Source organism: Ramlibacter sp. (assembly GCF_035627355.1).
GTDB lineage: Bacteria > Pseudomonadota > Gammaproteobacteria > Burkholderiales > Burkholderiaceae_C > Ramlibacter.
On record NZ_DASPLW010000043.1, the window covers coordinates 1 to 20,073 of the forward strand.

At 72.7% G+C, this 20,073-nt stretch carries 11 protein-coding genes; 6 read left to right on the top strand and 5 right to left on the bottom strand.

Going from position 1 to position 20,073, the window contains the following annotated elements; genetic code table 11:
* The 6 genes from VEC03_RS10990 to VEC03_RS11015 all read left to right on the top strand — a co-directional run.
* Positions 1-1,523 (top strand): SbcC/MukB-like Walker B domain-containing protein (locus tag VEC03_RS10990; RefSeq protein ID WP_324915181.1); only part of this gene is annotated, 1,523 nt, incomplete at its 5' end.
* A 14-nt stretch (positions 1,524-1,537) separates the two neighbouring features.
* The gene (recC, locus tag VEC03_RS10995) at positions 1,538-4,852 is read left to right on the top strand and encodes an exodeoxyribonuclease V subunit gamma (protein ID WP_324915183.1); all 3,315 of its coding nucleotides are present in this window, start codon (positions 1,538-1,540) and stop codon (positions 4,850-4,852) included.
* On the top strand, positions 4,849-8,517 hold the full coding sequence (gene recB / locus VEC03_RS11000; RefSeq protein WP_324915185.1) for an exodeoxyribonuclease V subunit beta: 3,669 nt from the start codon (positions 4,849-4,851) through the stop codon (positions 8,515-8,517). The genes recC and recB overlap by 4 nt, the downstream gene beginning before the upstream one ends.
* Positions 8,514-10,379: an exodeoxyribonuclease V subunit alpha gene (gene recD / locus VEC03_RS11005; protein ID WP_324915187.1), complete on the top strand. Its 1,866-nt coding sequence runs from the start codon at positions 8,514-8,516 to the stop codon at positions 10,377-10,379. The genes recB and recD overlap by 4 nt, the downstream gene beginning before the upstream one ends.
* A 96-nt stretch (positions 10,380-10,475) precedes the next feature.
* Positions 10,476-11,387 (top strand): DUF3800 domain-containing protein, encoded by a 912-nt coding sequence (locus VEC03_RS11010; protein ID WP_324915189.1) that lies wholly within the window; start codon positions 10,476-10,478, stop codon positions 11,385-11,387.
* A gap of 204 nt (positions 11,388-11,591) precedes the next feature.
* Positions 11,592-12,188, top strand: coding sequence for a TetR/AcrR family transcriptional regulator (locus tag VEC03_RS11015; RefSeq protein ID WP_324915191.1), 597 nt, complete (start codon positions 11,592-11,594; stop codon positions 12,186-12,188).
* Between the two features lie 472 nt (positions 12,189-12,660).
* On the opposite strand, the gene VEC03_RS11020 is transcribed toward VEC03_RS11015, so the two are convergent.
* The 5 genes from VEC03_RS11020 to VEC03_RS11040 are packed head-to-tail and all read right to left on the bottom strand — an operon-like array spanning position 12,661 to position 20,059.
* Positions 12,661-14,163 carry a class I adenylate-forming enzyme family protein gene (locus VEC03_RS11020; protein ID WP_324915192.1) on the bottom strand — a complete coding sequence of 501 codons (1,503 nt, stop codon included), beginning with the start codon at positions 14,161-14,163 and terminating at the stop codon, positions 12,661-12,663.
* Entirely contained in the window at positions 14,160-15,125 is a 966-nt protein-coding gene (locus tag VEC03_RS11025) for a hydroxymethylglutaryl-CoA lyase (RefSeq protein ID WP_324915193.1), read from the bottom strand. The genes VEC03_RS11020 and VEC03_RS11025 overlap by 4 nt, the downstream gene beginning before the upstream one ends.
* Positions 15,126-15,136: 11 nt before the next feature.
* The gene (locus VEC03_RS11030; RefSeq protein WP_324915195.1) at positions 15,137-17,113 is read right to left on the bottom strand and encodes a biotin carboxylase N-terminal domain-containing protein; all 1,977 of its coding nucleotides are present in this window, start codon (positions 17,111-17,113) and stop codon (positions 15,137-15,139) included.
* Between the two features lie 7 nt (positions 17,114-17,120).
* A complete protein-coding gene (locus tag VEC03_RS11035) occupies positions 17,121-18,704 on the bottom strand; it encodes an acyl-CoA carboxylase subunit beta (protein ID WP_324915196.1) in 1,584 nt (527 codons plus the stop codon).
* Positions 18,701-20,059 (bottom strand): phenylacetate--CoA ligase family protein, encoded by a 1,359-nt coding sequence (locus VEC03_RS11040; RefSeq protein WP_324915198.1) that lies wholly within the window; start codon positions 20,057-20,059, stop codon positions 18,701-18,703. Before VEC03_RS11040 ends, VEC03_RS11035 begins: the two co-directional genes overlap by 4 nt.
* Between the last annotated feature and the right edge of the window lie 14 nt (positions 20,060-20,073).

The following is a 20,073-nucleotide window of genomic DNA, read 5'->3' on the forward strand; positions in this document are numbered from 1 at the left end:
GCCCGGTGTGCGGTTCGCACGAGCACCCCGCTCCCGCCCGTGCGCAAGGACCCGCGGTCGCCGACGAGGAGCTGGCCCGCGCCGACACCGCGCTGGAGCAGGCCCAGCAAGGCTGGCAGGCGGCGCAAGCGCGACTCGCCACACTGCAGCAGGAACACGCGCAGTGGCAGGGCCAGGCCGGCACGCTGCAAGAGACCCTGGGCGCGCAGGTTTCCATCGAGGCCCTGCGCGCGCAATCGGAGCGGGCTGAAGCCGCGCTGTCGTCCGCCAAGGCGGCGGCCGAAGCGCTAGAAGCCGGCCTGCAGCAGTTGCCGACCGCGCAGTCGCGCGCCGCCGAGCAGGCCGGAGCAGCCCAGTCCGCGCAGCAGGCCCTGCACGCCGCCGAGCGCGCACTGGAAGCCGCGCACACCCTCTTGCGCGAGCGCGAAGCGGGCGTGCCGGCCGACCTGGCCGAACCCGGTGCGCTGCAGGCGGCGCTGGGGGCCGCCTCCACCCGGCGCAGCGAGCTGAAGCAGGCCATGGAGCAGGCCAACCAGGCCGCGCAGGCCGCCGCGCTGCAGGTGGCGCGCCTGGCCGCGCAAGCCGGCGAGAGCGTGCAGGCCTGCGCCGAGGCGCAGCGCCGGCACGAAGCGAAATCGGCCGACTTCGCCGCCCGGCTGCGCGAGGCCGGTTTCGCCGATGCGACGGCCTGGGAGCAGACCTGCCTGGACGAAGCGACGCTGCAGCAGTTGCAGGCAGCGATCGAGGGCTACGAGCAGCGCCTGCAGTCGGCCCGCGAGCGCCTGCAGCGGGCCACCCTGCAGGCCCGGGACCTGGCGCGGCCCGACCTGCCCGCGCTCGAACAGGCGCACCGGCAGGCGCAGGACGCACGCCTGGCGGCCGGCAAGGCCGTCACCCAGGCCCAGGCCGACCTGCAGGTCACCACGGGCTTCCTCGATTCGCTGGCCGCCATCGCCACCAGCTTCGCCGAACTGGAGCAGCGCCACGGCGTGCTGCGTGGGCTGGCCGACATGGCCGGTGGCCAGAACGCGCAGCGCATGTCCTTCCAGCGCTACGTGCTGGCCACCCTGCTGGAGGAGGTGCTGGACGCCACCACGCAGCGGCTGCGCGTGATGAGCCGCGGCCGCTACGAGATGCGGCGCAAGCAGGACAAGACGGATGCGCGCTCGGCCGGCGGGCTGGACCTGGAGGTGTTCGACCACTACACCGGCAGCGCGCGCGGCGTCGGCACGCTGTCGGGCGGCGAGTCCTTCCTCGCCTCGCTGGCGCTGGCGCTGGGCCTGTCGGACGTGGTGCAGGCGCATGCCGGCGGCATCCGGCTGGACGCGATCTTCGTCGACGAAGGCTTCGGCACGCTGGACCCGGAGGCGCTGGACTTCGCCATCCGCACCCTCAAGGACCTGCAGCAGGCCGGCCGCATGGTGGGCATCATCTCGCACGTGGCCGAGCTCAAGGACTGGATCGATGCCCGGCTGGAACTGCGGGCCTCGCGCAGCGGCAGCGAAGCCGCGTTCGTGGTCTAGGCTGCGCACCATCCATGCTGCACCTGCACTTCTCCAACCGCCACGAGTGCCTGCTGGACCAGCTGCTGGCGCAGCTCGGCGACGGCGGCGGCGATCCGCTGCGCAGCGACCCCATCGTGGTGCCCAGCATCGCGCATCGGCGCGCGCTGACGCTGGCCATCGCCGATCGCGAGGGCGTCTGCGCCAACGCCGAATTCGCTTTCCTGGCCCAGTGGCTGTGGCAGCAGGCGGCGCGCTTCCTGCCGGTGCAGGCCGAGTCGCCGTTCGAGCCGGCGCAGCTCACGTGGCGCGTGTACCAGGCGCTGCGCGATCCCGCCTTCGTGGGCCGCTTCGGCCGGCTGCAGGCCTGGATCGCCGCGGCCGGCGCCGACGAGGCCATGCGCTACGAACTGGCCTCGCGGGTGGCGGCGCTGCTCGGCCAGTACCTCACCTACCGTGACGGCTGGCTGCTGCGCTGGCAGCAGGGCGGCACCACCGGCGAACTGGGCGAGGACGAGGACTGGCAGGCCGCGCTGTGGCAGCGCATCGCCGACGACATGCAGGTGGCCGGCGAACATCCGTTCGAGCTCCTGGTGCGGCAGCTTGCCTCGGGCGGCGCCGGTGCGGGCTCGGCGCAGGGCCTACCGGAGCGCGTGCACGTGTTCGGCCTGTCGTCCATCCCGCCGCTGTACCTGCGGGCGCTGCAGCAGCTCAGCCGCTGGATGGACGTGCGGCTGTACGTGCTCAACCCCTGCCGTGAATACTGGTTCGACCTGGTCGATGCGCGCCGGCAGGCGCTGCTGCGCGCCCGCGGCATAGCCAGCTTCGAGGAAGGTCCGCGCCTGCTGGTGTCCTGGGGTCGGCAGGCGCAGTCGCAGCTCGATGCGCTGCTGCGGGACGAGCCGGTGGACAGCGAGCCGCACGAGCACTACCAGCCGGCCGCAACGCCGTCGCTGCTCGGCCAGCTGCAGGACGCGATGCTGGACCTGCGCGAGATCGAACCGGGCAGCTTGGCATGGCGGGAGGGCGACCGCAGCCTGGAAGTCCACGCCTGCCACTCGCTGACCCGACAACTGGAAGTGCTGCACGACCACCTGCTGGGGCTGTTCGGGGCCGACCCGCAGCTGCGCGCCAGCGACGTGCTGGTGGTCACGCCCGACCTGGAAGCGGCCGCGCCCCTGATCGACGCGGTGTTCGGCAGCGTGCCGGCCGCGCGCCGCATCCCCTTCGAGATCACCGGCCTGGGCCGCGCCCGCGCCAGCCAGCCGGTGCGCGCCTTCCTGGACGTGCTGGCCCTGGCCGCTTCGCGCTGCACCGCCACCGAGCTGCACGGCCTGCTGCAGCAGCCGGTGGTGGCGCGCCGCTTCGGGCTGGACGAAACCGGCCTGCAGCAGGTGCACGAGTGGCTGCAGGCCGCGGGCGTGCACTGGGCGCTGGACGAGGAGCACCTGCGCAGCGAAGACCTGCCCGCGGCGCGGCACACGCTGGCCGCCGGGATGGAGCGCCTGTTCCTCGGCTATGCGCTGCCCGATGGCGCCGCCGGCGTGCTGGGCGAGGTGCTGCCGGCGGGCCGGGCCGAGGGCTCGGCGGCGCTGCCGCTGGGCGCGCTGCAGGCCTTCGCCGACGAACTGTGCGCGCTGCGCCGGCAGCTGGCGCAGGCCCGTGCGCCGAGGGCCTGGCGCACGCTGCTGCACGAAGTGGTCGAGCGCTTCGTCGATGCGCCGGGGCGCGATGCCGAGGACGTGATCGAACTGCACGGCGCGATCGACGAAGTGGTGCAGGCGATGGAAGGCGCCGGCGTGGCGGAGCCGGTGCCGTCGGTGGTGCTGCGGCAGGCGCTGCAGGCCGCGCTGGAGGATCCGGCGCGCGGCGGCGTACCCACCGGCCGCGTCACCTTCACCGGCATGAGCACGCTGCGCGGGCTGGCGTTCCCGGTGGTGTGCGCCATCGGCATGGACGACGGCGCCTTTCCGCGCGCCGACCGGCCGGCGGAGTTCGACTTAATGGCGCGCCACCCGCGCCCCGGCGACCGCCAGCGCGGGGCCGACCAGCGCAACACCTTCCTCGACCTGCTGCTGGCGGCGCGCTCGTCCTTCTATGTCAGCTACACCGGCCGCAGCATCCGCGACAACGCCGTGCTGCCGCCCTCGGTGCTGGTGTCGGAACTGCTGGACGTGGTGCTGCCCGGCCTCGCCGACGGCCCCGATGCGCAGGCGCTGGGCGCGGCGCGCCGGCGCATCGTGGTCGAGCACCCGCTGCAGCCCTTCGCGCCGGAAGCCTTCAGCGAGGACACGCCGGACCTTCGGCTGCGCAGCTTCGACGAGGAGCTGGCCGGCGCGCTGCGGGCCAGCGCGGCCGACCGCCCGCAGCCGGTCGATCCGGTCACCAGCGGCGACGCCGACGAGGAGGCCGTCGAGGAGACCGTGCCGCCGTTCTTCACCGGCCCGCTGTCGCCGCCCGACGCGCACTGGCGCGAGGTGCCGCTGCGCGAGCTGGTGGCCTTCTGGCGCGACCCCAGCCGCTTCCTGCTGGAGCGCCGGCTGCGGCTGGAGCTGCCGCGCGACGAGCAGCAGCTGGTCGACGACGAGCCGCTGCTCGTCACCTTCAACGGGCGTGATGCGCTGGCCCGGCGCCTGCTGCCGGCCCTGCTGGCCGGCGAGCTGGACCTGGACCGGGCGCGGCAGCTGGCACGGGCCGGCATCGAGCTGCCGCAAGGCCTGCTGGGGGCGGAGCAGCTGGAAGCGGAGCTGCAGCGCCTGCAGGGCTTCTGCGCCGCCGTGCGCCGCTGGACCCAGGACGCCCCGCTGCCGGCGCACGGCGGTCGGGTCGAACTGCGGCTGGCCGAGGAGGAGTGGGCGATCGAAGGTGGTTTCGCCGACCTGCGGGCGGGCGGGCGGGTGGCCTGGCGCTACGACGACGAGCGCGCCAGCGACCAGGTGCAGGCCTGGGTCGAGCACCTGTTCCTGTGCGCGCTGGCGCCTACCGGCGTTGAGCCGGTCACGTGCTGGGTGGCGCGCAATGGCGTGCGGGTGTTCCATGCCCTGTCGAGCGAGGAGGCGCGGCTGCAGCTGGGCGCGCTGGTCGAGGGCTATCGCGAAGGGTTGTCGCTGCCGCTGCGCTTCTTTCCCCGGCCGGCCGGCGCGCTGGTGGCGAAGTCGATGTCGGCGGCGCGGGGTGCGTGGCGCGGCCATGCAGGGCCGGGCGACAAGGACAAGCCCTCGTACCGGCTGGCGTTCCGCGGCGAACCCGATCCGCTGGACGAGGAGTTCGAGCAGCTCGCCCGGGCGGTGTTCGAGCCTCTGCTGGGCGGCAGCGAGTGGCGCGAGTGGACGACGGAGGCGGCGGCATGAGCCTGAATGCGACGCCCGGCACCCCCGAAGCCTTGGACGTGTTCGCCTGCCCGCTCGACGGCGTTCGCCTGATCGAGGCCTCGGCCGGGACCGGCAAGACCTGGAACATCTGCGGGCTGTACCTGCGCCTGCTGCTGCGGCGTGAGCGCCCGCTGGCGGTGCAGCAGGTCCTGGTCGTCACCTTCACCAAGGCCGCCACCGCCGAACTGCGCGACCGCATCCGTCAGCGCCTCGCCGACGTGCTGGCCGCGCTGGAAGGCCGCGCCGCCGACCCGGACGATCCTTTCGTGGTGCGACTGCGCGCCAGCCTGGAGATCGATGAAGCCGAAGCGGCGCAGCGGCTGGCCCAGGCCCTGCGAACCTTCGACGAGGCGGCGATCCACACCATCCACGGCTTCTGCCAGCGCGCGCTGGAGGACACGCCCTTCAGCGCCGGCCTGCCGCTGCGCCAGGACCTGCTGGAGGACGACCGCGAACTGCGCGAGCAGGCGGCGCGCGATTTCTGGCGCCGCCACGTGGCGCAACCCGGGCTGGCGCCGGGGCTGGCGGCCTGGCTGCTCGCCTGCAAGGACTCGCCCGAGCGTTTCGCCGAACTGCTGGAGCGCCATGCCGCCAAGCCGCTGTCGCGGGTGCTGTGGCCGCAGCCGGCCGAGGGACCGGCCGTCGACCTCGCCGAGGTGCAGCAGGCCTATGACGAACTGCGCGCGCTGTGGGGCGCCGAGCGCGACGCCGTGCTCGATTGCGTGGAAGCCAGCCGTGAGAGCCTGCACAAGGCCCACTACAACCCCGAGGCCGTCGCCCAGGCCGCCGCGTGCTGGGACGCGGTGTTCGCCGCGGATCGCGTGATGGCCTGCGTGCAACTGGACGAGAAGGCGAAGCTGCTGACCGCGACGAAGTTCCAGCCCAAGAAGAACCACGCGCCCTGCCAGCAGCATGCCTTCTTCGACCAGGCCGATGCCTTCCTGCGGCTGTGGGAGCGATTCCGGGGGAGCCTGGAGGCGGCGCGCGTCGAGCTGCTGCAACGCCTGCTGCGGGACGGCGGGCAGGCACTGCGCGAGCTCAAGCGCCAGCGCCGGGTGCTCGCCTTCGACGACATGCTGTCCAACCTGCATCGCAAGCTGGTGCCGGCCGACCCCGGCGAGCACGATGCGGCCGCCGGCCTGGCGGGGCAGCTGCGCCAGCGCTACCCGGCCGCGCTGATCGACGAATTCCAGGACACCGACCCGCTGCAGTTCGGCATCTTCCGCGCCGTGTACGGCGGCCAGCCGCAGGCCACGCTGTTCCTGGTGGGCGACCCCAAGCAGGCGATCTACAGCTTCCGCAATGCCGACCTGCACACCTACCTGCAGGCGCGCGGCGTGGCGCAGGCCGAGTACACGCTGGCGCAGAACCAGCGCTCCAGCGCGGCGCTGATCCGCGGGCTCAACGGGCTGTTCGGTCGCAACCCGCGCGCCTTCATGCTGGACGACCTGCACTACCACCCGGTGAGCGCCGGCGACAAGCCGCGCAAGCCGTTCGCCGACGACTCGGGCGTCGCGCGCGCGCCGCTGCAGCTGTGGTCGCTGCCGATGGAGGACGGCGAGCCGATGCTGAAGGGGCCGGCGCAGCTGGCGGTGGCGCAGGCCTGCGCCGCCGAGATCGCGCGCCTGCTGGCGGCGCGCGAGCGAGTGCGGCACGGCGACCGGCCGCTGGAGGCCGGCGACATCGCCGTGCTGGTGCGCAGCCATGCCGAGGGCAGCCGCATCCGCGCCGAACTGGCGCAACTGAACGTGGGCAGCGTGGAACTGGCGCAGACGAGCGTGTTCGGCAGCGTCGATGCGCAGGAACTGGAGGACGTGCTGCGCGCGGTGCTGCGGCCGAATCGCCAGGGGCTGCTGCTCAACGCGCTGGCCACCGGCCTGCTGGGCGTGCCGGCGCCCGAGCTGCAGGCGCTGGCGGACGAGGGCTCGCGCCTGCCCGAATGGGCCGCACGCTTCGCCGACTACCGCACGGCCTGGCTGCGGCGCGGCATCGCGCCCATGCTGCGCGAGCTGATGGTGCGGGAGGGCGTGGAGCCGCGCATGCTGGCGCGCGCCGACGGCGAGCGGCGCCTGACCAACCTGCGCCACCTGGCCGAATGCCTGCACGAGGCCGCGCGCGAGCACGCCTCGCCCGAGGCGCTGCTGCGCTGGCTGCAGCAGCAGCGGCGCGAAGGCGGCGAGGCCGAGGCGACGCAGGTGCGGCTGGAGTCGGACCGCAACCTGGTCAAGATCCTCACCATCCACAAGTCCAAGGGGCTGGAGTTCACCGTGGTGTTCTGCCCCTACCTGTGGGACGGCAGCGCGGGCGGCGGCAACGGCGGCGTGCCCGGCTGCGAGTACCACGACGAGGACGGCGGCCACGTGATCGACTACCGCGAGGCCGATGCGGCGGTCAAGGCGCGCATCCAGGCCGAGAAGGATGCCGAGCGCCTGCGGCTGGTCTACGTGGCGCTGACGCGGGCGGTGCACCGCTGCTACCTGGTGGTGGGCGGCTACGAGCGCCCGGCCGGGCGCGGCACCTCGCCCAGGGAGTGCAGCGGCAACCCGCTCAACTGGCTGGTGGCCGGTGCCGGCGTGGGGCCGCAGGACTGGCGCGAACGGAACACGGCGCTCCCGGACATCGTGCAGGCCTGGGAACGGCTCGCTGCCGACCACGCCGGCGACGTCGCGATCGAACCGCTGCCGGCCGGCACCGGCGTGCCGCTGCCGCCGCCCGTGCTGGAGCCGGCTCGCATCGCGGCGCTGCCGGCGCCGGCCCTGCCCGGCGGCTGGCGCCTGGGCAGCTACAGCGGGCTGGTGCGCGGCGCCGAACACGACCGCGCGGCGGTCGACCACGACCTGCTGGCCGCGCGCCGCGAAGCCGGCCGCGTCGCGCGTGAGCGCCTGCCGGACGACGACATCCTGCGCTTTCCCAGCGGCGCGCGTGAAGGCACTTGCCTGCACGCGGTGTTCGAGCACGCCGACTTCGGCGACCCGCAGGGCTGGCCGGACGCGATCGAGGCCGCCCTGCGGCGACACCCGCCGGGTCGCGCCGGCAGCAGCCGGGAGGCGCCGCCCTACGCCGCGATGGTGTTGCGCATGATGGGCGACGTGCTGGACACGCCGCTGGGGCAGGGCTTCGCGCTGGCGCAGGTGGCGCGGGCGCGCACGCGCGCCGAGTTCGCGTTCAACCTGGCCTCGCACGGCCTGGACAGCCGGCGGCTGGATGCGCTGCTGCGCGAGCACGGCTACGGCGGCCCGGAACTGCCGTGGCAGGTGCTGGAGGGCTACCTGCACGGCGCCATCGACCTCGTCTACGAGCACGGCGGGCGCTGGTGGATCCTCGACTGGAAGTCCAACCACCTCGGCTGGGACGCGCGCGACTACGAGCCGGCGGCCCTGCGCCGGGCCATGGACGACAACGGCTATCACCTGCAGCTGCTGCTGTACACGGTGGCGCTGCACCGCTGGCTGCAACGGCGGCTGCCCGGCTACGACTACGAGCGGCACTTCGGCGGCGTGCACTACCTGTTCGTGCGCGGAGTGCGGCCCGACTGGCGCACCGCCGAGGGCCACCCGCTGGGCGTGCACTTCGACCGTCCGCCCCTGGCGCTGGTGCAGGCGTTCGAAACCATGCTGGGGCAGCCCCGGAGGGAAGCGGCATGATCCGCGACGACGACGACCGGCCCGGCAGCGCGCCCGCACGCCGGCTCGCAAGCGCTTTCGGGGAACACGTGCAGCGCTGGTCGCTGCAGGCCGGCGCATCGGCCGAAGCGGCAGCGGCCGCGGCGCGCGCGGCGGCCGTCGCCAGCCTGGCCACCAGCTCGGGCGATGCCTGCGTGCCGCTGGCCCAGGTGGCGGGCGAGGGCGCCGATGCCGCGGGCCTACGCACGCTGCTGCTCGCTTCCGGCATGGTCGCGCAGCCGCCCGTGTCGGGCGTGCAGCCGCTGGTGCTGGATGCCGGCGACCGGCTGTACCTGCACCGCTATTACGACTACGAGCACCGGCTGGCGCGGCGCCTGCTGCAACTGGCCGGCCGTGCGCCGCAGCCGATCACCGCGGAGCTGCGCGAGCGATTGGCGATGCTGTTCCCGCGCGCGGCGGCCGCGGCCACCGACGATACCGATTGGCAGCAGGTCGCCGCGGCGCTGGCCCTGCGCAATGGCCTGGCCATCGTCAGCGGCGGTCCGGGCACCGGCAAGACCAGCACCGTGGCGCGCCTGCTCGCCTGCCTGCTGGAGCAGCAGCCCGACGCGCGCATCGTGCTGGCGGCGCCCACCGGCAAGGCCGCGGCCCGCATGGGCGAGGCGCTGCGCGAGCGTGCCGCCGGCTTCCCGGCGCACGTGCGCGAGCGGCTGCCCGCGGAAGCCTTCACCGTGCACCGCCTGCTCGGCTACCACCCCGGCCGCGGCAGCTTCCGCCACGACGCCGCCAACCCGCTGCTGCTGGACGTGCTGGTGGTGGACGAAGCCTCGATGCTGGACCTGGCGCTGGCCACCCGGCTGCTGGAAGCGGTGCCCGCGGGAGCCCGCGTGATCCTGCTGGGCGACAAGGACCAGCTCGCCGCGGTGGAGAGCGGCGCCGTCTTCTCCGAGCTGTGCACCGATCCTTCGCTGGGCGAGGCCTGCCGAAGCGAGCTGGAAGTCGCCTGTGGCCTGCCGCCCGGCGCGATCCAGCCGCCGGCGCCGCGCGCGGACACAGGCGACACGGGCGACACCGGCCTGCGCGACAGCGTGGTCTGGCTGCAGCGCAGCTACCGCTTCGACGCCGGCTCGGGCATAGGGCAGCTGTCTGCCTTCATCAACGCCGGCCATGCCGACCCGGCCGTGGCCTGGCTGCGCGCCGGCGCCGATGCCGGTGTCGCCTGGCACGAGCCCGGCAGCGGGGCCCAGGCGGTCACCCTCGCACGCGCGGGCCTGCAGCGCTACTTCGATGCGGTGCTGGCTGCGCCGCACGACGTCGACGCGGCCAGCGAGGCGTTCGCGTCGTTCCGCGTGCTGTGCGCGGTGCGCGAGGGGCCGCAGGGCGTCGAAACCTTGAACCAGTCGCTCACGCAGCAGGCGCGCGCGGCGCTGGCCGGACTGCCCGAGGCGCTGCGGCGATCGGGCGGTGCCTCGCCCTGGTTCGCCGGGCGGCCCGTGATGGTGCTGGCCAACGACTACGCGCTGCAGCTGTTCAACGGCGACATCGGCCTCGCGCTGCCCGATTCGCAGGGCGATCTGCAGGTCTGGTTCCCCAAGGCTGGCGGCGGCTGGCGCGCGGTGGCGCCGGTGCGGCTGCCGGCGCACGAGACGGCGTTCGCCATGACCGTGCACAAGGCGCAGGGCTCGGAATTCGATGCCGTGCTGCTGGTGCTGCCGGCGGCGCAGTCGCCGGTGCTCACGCGCGAACTGCTCTACACCGGCGTGACGCGCGCCAGGTCGCGGGTGGACCTGTTCGCCGGCGAGGACGCCCTGCGCGCCGCCATCGGCCGGGGCACCGAGCGGCACACCGGCCTGCTGGCGCGGTTGCGGGAATGCGCGGACTGACGTGTCTTCATGAGAACCCGAGAGCCTGGACGAGATGCCACGAACCTCCGGAGGTAAGCTTCAGCCTATCAACGACTGATCGGATTTCAGGCGGGCATGAGCACCACTCCTGGCACGCAGTACGCGCTGTTCGAATCGATCGAAGCCCTCCCGGTCGACCGGACAGCGGCGCCACCGATCGAGAGCCGGCGCTACAGCGACTACGTGGTGTACGTGGACGAAAGCGGCGACCATTCGCTGTCGAGCATCGACCCTGACTACCCTGTCTTCGTGCTCGCGTTCTGCATCTTCCACAAGCGGCACTACAGCGAAAAGATCATCCCTGCGCTGGAGAAGCTGAAGTTCAACTACTTCGGTCACGATAGCGTGGTCCTGCACGAGACTGACATCCGCAAGCAGAAGGGGGATTTCGCATTCCTCAGTCACCTGCCCACGCGGAGTGAGTTCATGGACCGCTTGTCCGACATCATGGAGCAGAGCAACTTCATTCTGATTGCCTGCGTGGTGGACAAGGCCCGCGTTGGGCGGGGGGAGGGCACGGCTTCAAATCCCTATCACATCGCGCTGGACATCTGCCTGAAGGGTTTGCAGGAGTTCCTGGCCGAGAAGGAGCAGGAGAACCTGCAAACGCACGTGGTTGTGGAGTGCCGGGGCAAGAAGGAAGACCGCGAGCTGGAGTTGGAATTCCGGCGAATCTGCGACGGCGACGCAGGGAGCACGCGCCCGCTTCCATTCAACATCGTGTTCGCCGACAAGAAGACGAACCTCGACGGATTGCAGCTGGCCGATCTGGTGGCCCGGCCCGTCGGCCTGAACTACCTCCGTCCGGGTCAAAGCAACAAGGCCTTCGAGATACTCAAGTGCAAGTTCTACTGTGATGGCGGCCGTGCCCACGTCGGCCACGGCTATCACGGCGTGGGACTGATGGTTTACCCACCTCAGAAAGCGAAAAGCCCCGGTGAACCCACCGAGGCTGTAGCGCCGACCGGGAACCCCCAATCCACTTAGGCCACAAGTTTAACTTGTATGGCGACTTCGTGAGTCTGTTCATCCATCCAGTTGTCGAATACATCGCCAGCTGACCGGACGCCATTCGGTCGGATCTGACCGCCGAACCGTATTGCCCCGCCCGTTCCGCCGGTCGAAGCCGCTGCGAACGCGCTGGCCGCCGCTTGGCCTGCCTATCATCGGCACTCCTCCAGCATTGGGACCATGATGGGACGACCCGCAGGCGTGAACGGCGCCGACACCCGGCGCGCCGTGCGCAAGGCCGCCATCGAGCGCATCTGGCGCCACGGCTACGAGGCCATGAACCTGCGCGACCTGGCGGCCGACGTCGGCCTGCGCCTGGGCTCGCTCTACAACCACGTGCCGCAGAAGCAGGAGTTCCTGGCCGAGCTGATCGAGGAGATCATGCTGGAGCTGCTGCAGGACTTCGCGCAGCGCATGGAAGGCCTGGACGACCCGCGCGAGCGGCTGCTGGCCTTCGTGCGCTTCCACATCGAGTGGCACACCGCGCGCCGGCAGGAGACCTTCATCGGCAACATGGAGCTGCGCAGCCTCACGCCCGAGCAGTACGACCGCGTCATCGGCCTGCGCAAGGACTACGAGGCCCAGGTCCGCGCCATCGTCACCGATGGCCGCAAGGCGGGGCAATGGGACGTGGACGACGTGCGCATCACCACCCTGGCCCTGCTGTCGCTGCTGACCGGCATCAGCACCTGGTACCGCGAGGACGGGCGGCTGTCGCAGGAGAAGCTGATCCGGATCTACCAGCGGCTGGCGTTGCGGGTGCTGGGGGCGAAGTAGGCGACCGTCCCGCGTTGCCGTCATTCCCGTAAGGCGCACTGCGGTCCGCGACCGTTCGCATCCGACCAAGTGCTCACTCGTGCTCGCACCCGCACAGCGGTTCCCGCGGCGGGCGGCGTCGGGCGGGGCTGATTTGTGGGGCGCCGCGAAATTTCTCCGGACTGGGGCAGCGCGCCGCAGGCGCGCGACCGTGCACTGACTGGCGGCATCTGTTTGAGCAGCGCGACGAAGGAGCGCAGCGAGTTATGCCGCCCGCCCCAGGCCGGAGAAATTTCGCGGGAAGCCCCTGCGAGCGCCAGCGAGCAGGGGTCGACCCACCATGAAGCACCGTCCGGCGCCGCCCGCCGCGCGCCCCGACCTCAATTCGACGACTTGATGCGCGCGCGATGCGCGCTGCCGATTGCGGAAGCCCTGGATCCCCGCCTTCGCGGGGATGACGGAGAGGCGGGAATGGCGTGTTGGGGTGGACCTCCTACACCCGCTTCTCCAGCTCGTGCCGCTGGATCTTCCCCGTGCTGCTGCGCGGGAAATCGGCCAGGGCGATGGGCTGCAGCACCTTGGGCAGCTTGTAGCCGGCCAGGCGCTCGCGGCAGAAGGCGAGCAGGGCGGCCTCGTCCAGGGTGCCGCTGCGGGTGGCGATGAAGGCCACCGGCACCTCGCCCCAGCGCGCGTCGGCCTTGCGCACCACCGCGGCGTCGGCGACGTCGGGATGGGCCAGCAGCACGCGCTCGATCTCGGCCGGGTAGATGTTCTCGCCGCCGGACTTGATCAGGTACTTCACGCGGTCGACGAAGTCCAGCGTGCCGTCGGCGTGGCGCACGAACACGTCGCCCATGTGGAACCAGCCGTCGCGGAAGGACTGCGCGTTCGCCTGGTCGTTGCCCCAGTAGCCGGAGAACAGGGTGGGGCCGCGCACCGCCATCTCGCCCGGCGTGCCGTCCGGCACCTCGCGGCCTTCGGCGTCCACCAGCCTGGTCATGCAGAAGGACGATTGGCGCTTGGCCATCGAGGCCGGCAGCTCGCCCGCGGCCAGCAGGCTGCCCGAGGCGGGCGGCAGCCCGGTCTCGGTGGAACCGAAGGTGTTGAAGTAGGGCGCGTGCACCAGGCCCGACAGCCGCGCGATCTGCTGGTGCGGCACCAGGTCGGCCATGGCGCCGACCAGGCGAACCGGCTGGAACGGCCCGCCGTCGCGTTCCAGCGCATCGGCCATGTTGTCGATCATGCCCGGCATGGCCAGCAGCCAGCCGACCGGCCGCTCGCGCAGCGTGGCGCAGATGCGCGGCAGGTCCAGCCCGTCGCACACCACCACCGGGCCGCCCAGCATCAGCGTGGCCAGCGAATGGTCGGTGGCGGCCATGTGGAACAGCGGCGACCAGGCGATGAAGGCATCCTGGCCGCGGATGCCGTAGTCGGCCGCGAACACCATGGCGCGCGCCACCATCGCGCGCTGGCTGACCAGCGCGCCCTTGGGCAGGCCGGTGGTGCCGCTGGTGTAGAGGATCACCAGCCCGTCCTCGGCGTCCAGCGCCGGATCGGGCGGCACCGGAGCCGCCGACTCGCACAGCGCCTCGAAGGCCGGGCCGAGCTCCAGCACCTGCGGCAGCCCCAGCTCCAGCGCGGCCAGCGCCGGGGCGTAGCGCGGCGACACGATGCAGGCGGCCGGCTCCACCAGCGCGATGCAATGGCGCTGCTCCTCGGGCGACAGGCGCCAGTTGAGGCAGGCGACGACCAGGCCCAGCTGCGCCGCCGCGAGTTCGATCTCGATGTACTCGGGCCGGTTCTCCGACCACAGCGCCAGGCGGTCGCCGCGCTGCAGGCCGCGGGCACGCAGCGCGCCGGCCAGCCGCGCGACACGGTCGGCGAGCTGCGCATAGCTCAGCGTGCGGTCCGCCGATTGCAGCGCCGGTGCATCGGGCTGGCTGCGCACGCGCTGGGCGAACAGGCCGGCGACGGTCAGGCGGGTGTCGACGTTCATGCGGGCTCCTCCAGGCCTGCGGCCGACGGCAGGCCGCTGTGCATCAGCTTGCCTTCCAGCCGCCGGCCGATGATGCGCTCTGCCAGCCGCGCGGCCTCCAGCAGCTTCGGCAGGTCCAGCCCGGTGGGGATCCCCATCTGCTCGCACAGGAAGGCCAGGTCCTCGGTGCAGATGTTGCCCGCCGCGCCGCCGTGCGCGTGGCCGCAGAAGGGACAGCCGCCCAGGCCGGCGATGGAGGCGTCGAACAGGTCCACGCCCTGTTCCAGGGCTGCCAGCGCGTTGGCCATGCCCAACCCCCGGGTGTCGTGCAGGTGCAGGCCGATGCGGGCGTGCGGCAGCAGCTCGCGCGCCAGCGCGATCCGGCGCCGGATCGACAGCGGGTAGGCCCAGCCGACCGTGTCGGCGAGGTACAGCACCGGCAGGCGGAAGCCTTCATCACGCTCCAGCTGCGCGATGAAGCGCAGCGACTGCGCCAGCCGCTCTTCGCGGATCTCGCCCTCCAGGTTGCAGCCGAAGGCCGTCATCACGTAGGCCGACTCGATGGCGAGGCCCCGATCGCGATAGAGCTGCACCCAGCGGCGCTGCGACTCGGCATGGGCCTGCATGCCACGCCCGTTGTTCTGGCGGCTGAACGCATCCGAGGCGTAGAAGTACAGGTTGCCGGTGAGGTCCACGGCCGGCGTCGCGCAGGCACTATCGAAGCCGCGTTCGTTCAGCCACAGGGCTGTGTAGCGCACGCCGGGGCGCTTGCGGATGGCGGCGAACAGCTCGGCGGCGTCGGCCATCTGCGGCACGCGCGCCGGGTTGACGAAGGAGGCGACCTGGATCTGCCGCAGGCCGGTGTCGGCCAGCGCTTCGACCAGCGCGGCGCGGTCGGCGATGGAAAAGCCGGGCGGCTCGATCTGGAAACCTTCGCGCGGGCCTTCCTCGTGGATCTCGACGCGGTCGGGCAGCTCGGCCATGGCAACGCTCCTTAGCTGGCGGCTTCGATGCGGAACAGGTCCTGGTGGCGCTCGACCTTGGCCCCGGCCTCGCAGCCCACCCAGGCGAGCACGCCGGCCACCGGCGCCGTGATCGCCATCTCCATCTTCATCGATTCCAGCGTGGCCAGGCGGTCGCCGGCCGCGACGGGCTCTCCCTGTCGGGCTTCCACGCCCGTGAGGATGCCCATCATGGGCGCTCGCACCACCCCTTGTGCAGCCGCCGACGCGCCGCGCTGCGGCAGGTGCAACGGCTCGACCTCGAGCGTGAGCTCGCGACCGGCGATGCGGGCGTGGGCAGAACCGGCGTCGCAGGCGGCGTCCACCGGCCAGGTCACCCCCTCGACCGTGACGCTGTCGCCTGGGCCGGTGGCGACCGCGAACACCTGCTCGTCCACCCGGACGGCGAGCGACCCGGCATGGGCGCCGAAGCCCACACGCCATTCGGACGATGCCGAGCGGAACCGGTGCGTCGACGTGATCGCCGCCTCGCCGGCGCGGCGCAGCTGCCAGCCGGTCAAGGCCGCATCGGCCCAGGCGCCGCCGGTGGCTGCTGCCTGCTGCCGTCGCTGCGCGAGCAACCAGAGCGCGGCCAGTGCCGCCACGTGGCGCGCATCGGTGGTCTCGGCGGGCTGGGCCGCCAGCCAGCGGTCGATGAACTCGGTGCTGATCGCGTTGCTGCGCACGCGCGGCTCGGCCAGCAGGTCGAGCAGGAAGCTGCGGTTGCTCTGCACGCCCAGCAGCGTGGTCGCGCCCAGGCCGTTTCGCAGGCGATCGAGGGCTTCGCCGCGCGTGGCGCCGTGCGCGATCAGCTTGGCCAGCATGGGGTCGTAGTGCGGCGTGACCTCGCTGCCCGCTGCCACGCCCGCATCCACCCGCAGCCCGGCGGGTGCCAGGAACGACCGCACCGTGCCGGTGGCCGGCAGGAAGCCGCGCTGCGGATCCTCGGCGTACAGGCGCGCCTGCACGGCCACGCCCCGCGGCGCCGGCACCTGGGCCTGCGCCAGCGGCAGGCGGCGCTGCGCCACGGCCTCGACCTGCAGCTGCACCAGGTCCAGCCCCAGCACCGCCTCGGTGACCGGGTGCTCGACTTGCAGGCGCGGGTTCACTTCCAGGAACACCGCGCCCTCGGGCGTGGCGGCGAACTCCACCGTGCCCAGCCCCAGGTAGCGCGCTTCGCTGGCGATCGCCAGCGCATGGCGCCAAAGAATTTCGCGCTGCGCCTGCGGCAGGCTCAGCACCGGCGCTTCCTCCACCACCTTCTGGTGGCGTCGCTGCAGGCTGCACTCGCGGTCGTACAGGTGCAGCACGCCGCCTTCGCCGTCGCCCAGGACCTGCACTTCGACGTGGCGCGCCTGTGGCAGGTAGCGCTCGGCGATCAGGCGCCCGTCGCCGAAGGCCGAGCGGCCCTCGCGGATGGCCGCTTCGGCAGCGGCGCGCGCCTGCTCGCGTTCGCGCACCACCCGCATGCCCTTGCCGCCGCCGCCGGCCGCGGCTTTCAGGATGAAGGGCAGGGGCAGCCCGGCGGTGGCGGCCAGCAGGACCTCCACGTCGTCGGTCGGCTCGTCGAGGCCGACGGCGGTGGGGATGTCGAGCGAGTGCGCCAGCCGCTTGGCCGCGGCCTTGTCGCCGAACAGCTCCAGCGCCTCGGGCGAGGGGCCGATGAAGGCGATGCCGGCGGCGGCGCAGGCGCGGGCGAAGGCAGCGTTCTCCGACAGGAAGCCGAAGCCGGGATGGATGGCGTCGGCACCGACCTGGCGGGCGGCGCGCAGCACCGCCTCGATGTCCAGGTAGCTCTCGCGCGCCGGCGCATTACCCAGCAGCACCGACTCGCCGATGGCGCGCACGTGCAGGGCGCCGGTGTCCGCGGCGGAGTGGACGGTGGCGCAGGCGATGCCCATGCGGCGCAGCGTGCCGGCTATGCGGATCGCGATCTCCCCGCGATTGGCAATCAGGACTTTGCGGAACATCGCGGCCTCACATGCGGAACACGCCGAAGCGGGTGGCCGGTGTCGGCACGCGCGCGGCCAGGTCCAGCAGCAGCGACAGCGTCGGCCGCGTTTCCGCCGGGTCCAGGATGCCGTCCACCCACAGGTGGCGGGCGAAGTTGCGGGCGGCGGCGAAATCCTCGTACTGCCGGCGGATGGGTGCCTTGAAGGCTTCCTCGTCGGCGCCGGACCAGGTCTCGCCGGCCGCCAGGTTCTGCCGCTTGACCAGCGCCAGCGTGGTGGCGGCCTGCTCCGGCCCCATGATGGCCGCGCGCCCGTTCGGCCACATGAACATGGCGTTGGGCTGGAAGGCGCGCCCGCACATGGCCAGGTAGCCGGCCCCGTAGGCGCCGCCGGTGATGAGGGTGAACTTGGGCACCGACGCCGAACTCATGGCGGTGATGAACTTCGCGCCCGCCTTGGCGATGCCGGCCTGCTCCGCCTCGCGTCCGACCATGAAGCCCGACACGTCGGCCAGGAACAGCAGCGGCACGTTGCGCTTGCAGCACAGGTCGATGAAGTGGGTGGCCTTGACGGCGCTGTCGACGAACAGCACGCCCTCGTTGGCCAGCACGCCGACCTGCCAGCCGCCGATCCGGGCGAAGCCCGTGACCAGCGTGTCGCCGTAGCCGGCCTTGAATTCCGACAGCTCGCCGCCGTCCAGCAGGCAGCGCAGCAGATCGCGCGTGGGGGCCGGCTGGCGCGGGTCGCGCGGCACCAGGCCGTAGACGTCGGTCGGCGGCCGCGCCGGCTCGCGCACCGGCACGCGGTCGCGCAGCGGCGGTGGCATGGGCGGCAGCTCGCCCACCAGCCGGCGCGCGATGGCGATGGCCTGGCCGTCGTCCTCGGCGATGTGGTCCGTCACGCCGCTGATGCGGGTGTGCATGTCGGCGCCGCCCAGCGCCTCGGCGTCCACCACCTCGCCGGTGGCGGCCTGCACCAGCTGCGGGCCGCCCAGGAACAGGAAGCCCTTGCCGCGCACGATCACCACCTCGTCGCACAGCGCCGGGATGTAGGCGCCGCCGGCGGTGCAGGCGCCCAGCACCACGGCGATCTGCGCGATGCCCTCGGCCGACATGCCGACCTGGTTGTGGAAGATGGAACCGAACAGGCCTTCGTCGGGAAAGATGTTGGCCTGGTCGGGCAGGAAGGCGCCGCCGCTGTCCACCAGCGTGATGCAGGGCAGGCGGTGCTGGCGCGCGAAGCGCTGGGCCCGCACGTGCTTGCGGCAGGTCATGCCGAAGTAGGTGCCGCCCTTCACCGTGGCGTCGTTGGCGATCACCATGCAGGCGCGGTCCTGCACCAGCCCGACGCCGGTGACGATGCCGGCGCCCGGCGCCACGCCCTCGTACATCCCCTCGCCGGCCAGCTCGCCCAGCTCCAGGAAGGGCGAGCCAGGATCCAGCAGCAGGGCGATGCGGTCGCGCACCAGCACGCGGCCGCGCTGGCGGTGCTTGTCGCGCGCGGCTGCCGGGCCGCCCAGCCAGGCCTGCTGCCGGGCCTGCTGCAGCGAGTCCAGCAGCGTCCGGTAGGCCCCGGCGTTGGCCTCGAATTCGCTGGCGGCGGCGTTCATCGATCGAACTCCGGCGCCTTGCGCAGGGTGAGCGCGACCTTCTGTGCGCCGGGCGCATCGAAGAAGCCGTGGCGCACCATGCGCACGTCGGCCTTGACGGCCAGCGCGTTGCGCACCCGGGCCTCCACTTGGGCAGCTACTTGCGCATCCGTGGACGCATCGGCCCCGGGCGCTCGCTCCACCAGCAGCTTGAGGTTGTCCTGCGTCGTGTGGCCCTCGAAGTCGGCCAGCACGCGCACCACCCCGCCCACCAGCGGCTTCATGGCCGACACGATGTCCTGCACCGCCGAGGGGAACAGGTTGACGCCGCGCACGATCAGCATGTCGTCGGTGCGGCCGAAGCAGCGGATGGCCGGCGTGGTGCGCCCGCCCGGGCCGCCCATCGCCGTGACCACCACGTGGTCGCCCGAGCGGAAGCGCAGCACCGGCGAGGCCTGGCGCTGCAGCGAGGTGTAGACCAGCTCGCCGGTGGCGCCTTCCTTCCACTCGACGGGATCGCCCGTGCCCGGGTCGACCAGCTCGGCCAGGATGAACTCGGGCGCCACGAAGTACATGCCGCGCTGGTCCTCGGCCTCGGCCCAGTAGACGCAGCCCAGGTCGGTGCCGCCCATCACCTCGCAGCACAGCGCGCCCCAGTGCTCCTGCAGGCCCTGGCGGATGGCCGGGATGCCGCCGCCCGGCTCGCCGCCGACCACCAGCCGCTGCACGCCCAGCTCGGTCGCCCGGCGGCCGACCAGGTCGGGCGCCACCGTCGCCAGGTAGAGCAGGAAGTTGGGCGTGCCGACGATGCATCGCGGCCGGGCGTCGCGCGCCGCGATCAGCAGGCGGTCGACGCCGCCGTCGGCGCCGATCGGCAAGTCGACCGCGCCGATGCGGGTGATGCCCTGCCAGATCGGGATGCCGCCGACGAAGCCCTTGCTCATGGAGAAGGCGTGCAGCACGGTGTCGCCGCGCCGGATGCCGCAGGCGTACAGGCCGCGCGCCGTCATCTCGGCCCAGTGCTCGCGGTCGGCCGCCGTCAGGCCCACGTAGGCCGGGCTGCCGGTGGTGCCGGAGGAGGCCTGCACCTGCACGATGTCGGCCGGATCGGCCGCCCGGTGCAGGCCCAGCAGCGGCTCGGCCTGCAGGCTCTCGCGCAGCTCCTGCTTGGTGGTGAACGGGATGCGGCGCAGGTCCGCCAGCGAGCGGATGGCCTCGGGCGCGATGCCGGCGGCGGCCAGCTTGCGCTGGTAGAAGGTTGAGCGCTGCGCCAGGTAGCGCAGTTGCCCGTGCAGGAGCTGCAGCTGCAGGGCCTGCAGTTCGGGCCAGGGGCGCGCCTCGTTCGGGTGGAAGGGCGCCTGCGGGGGTGCGTTCATGCGTGCTCCTCGGG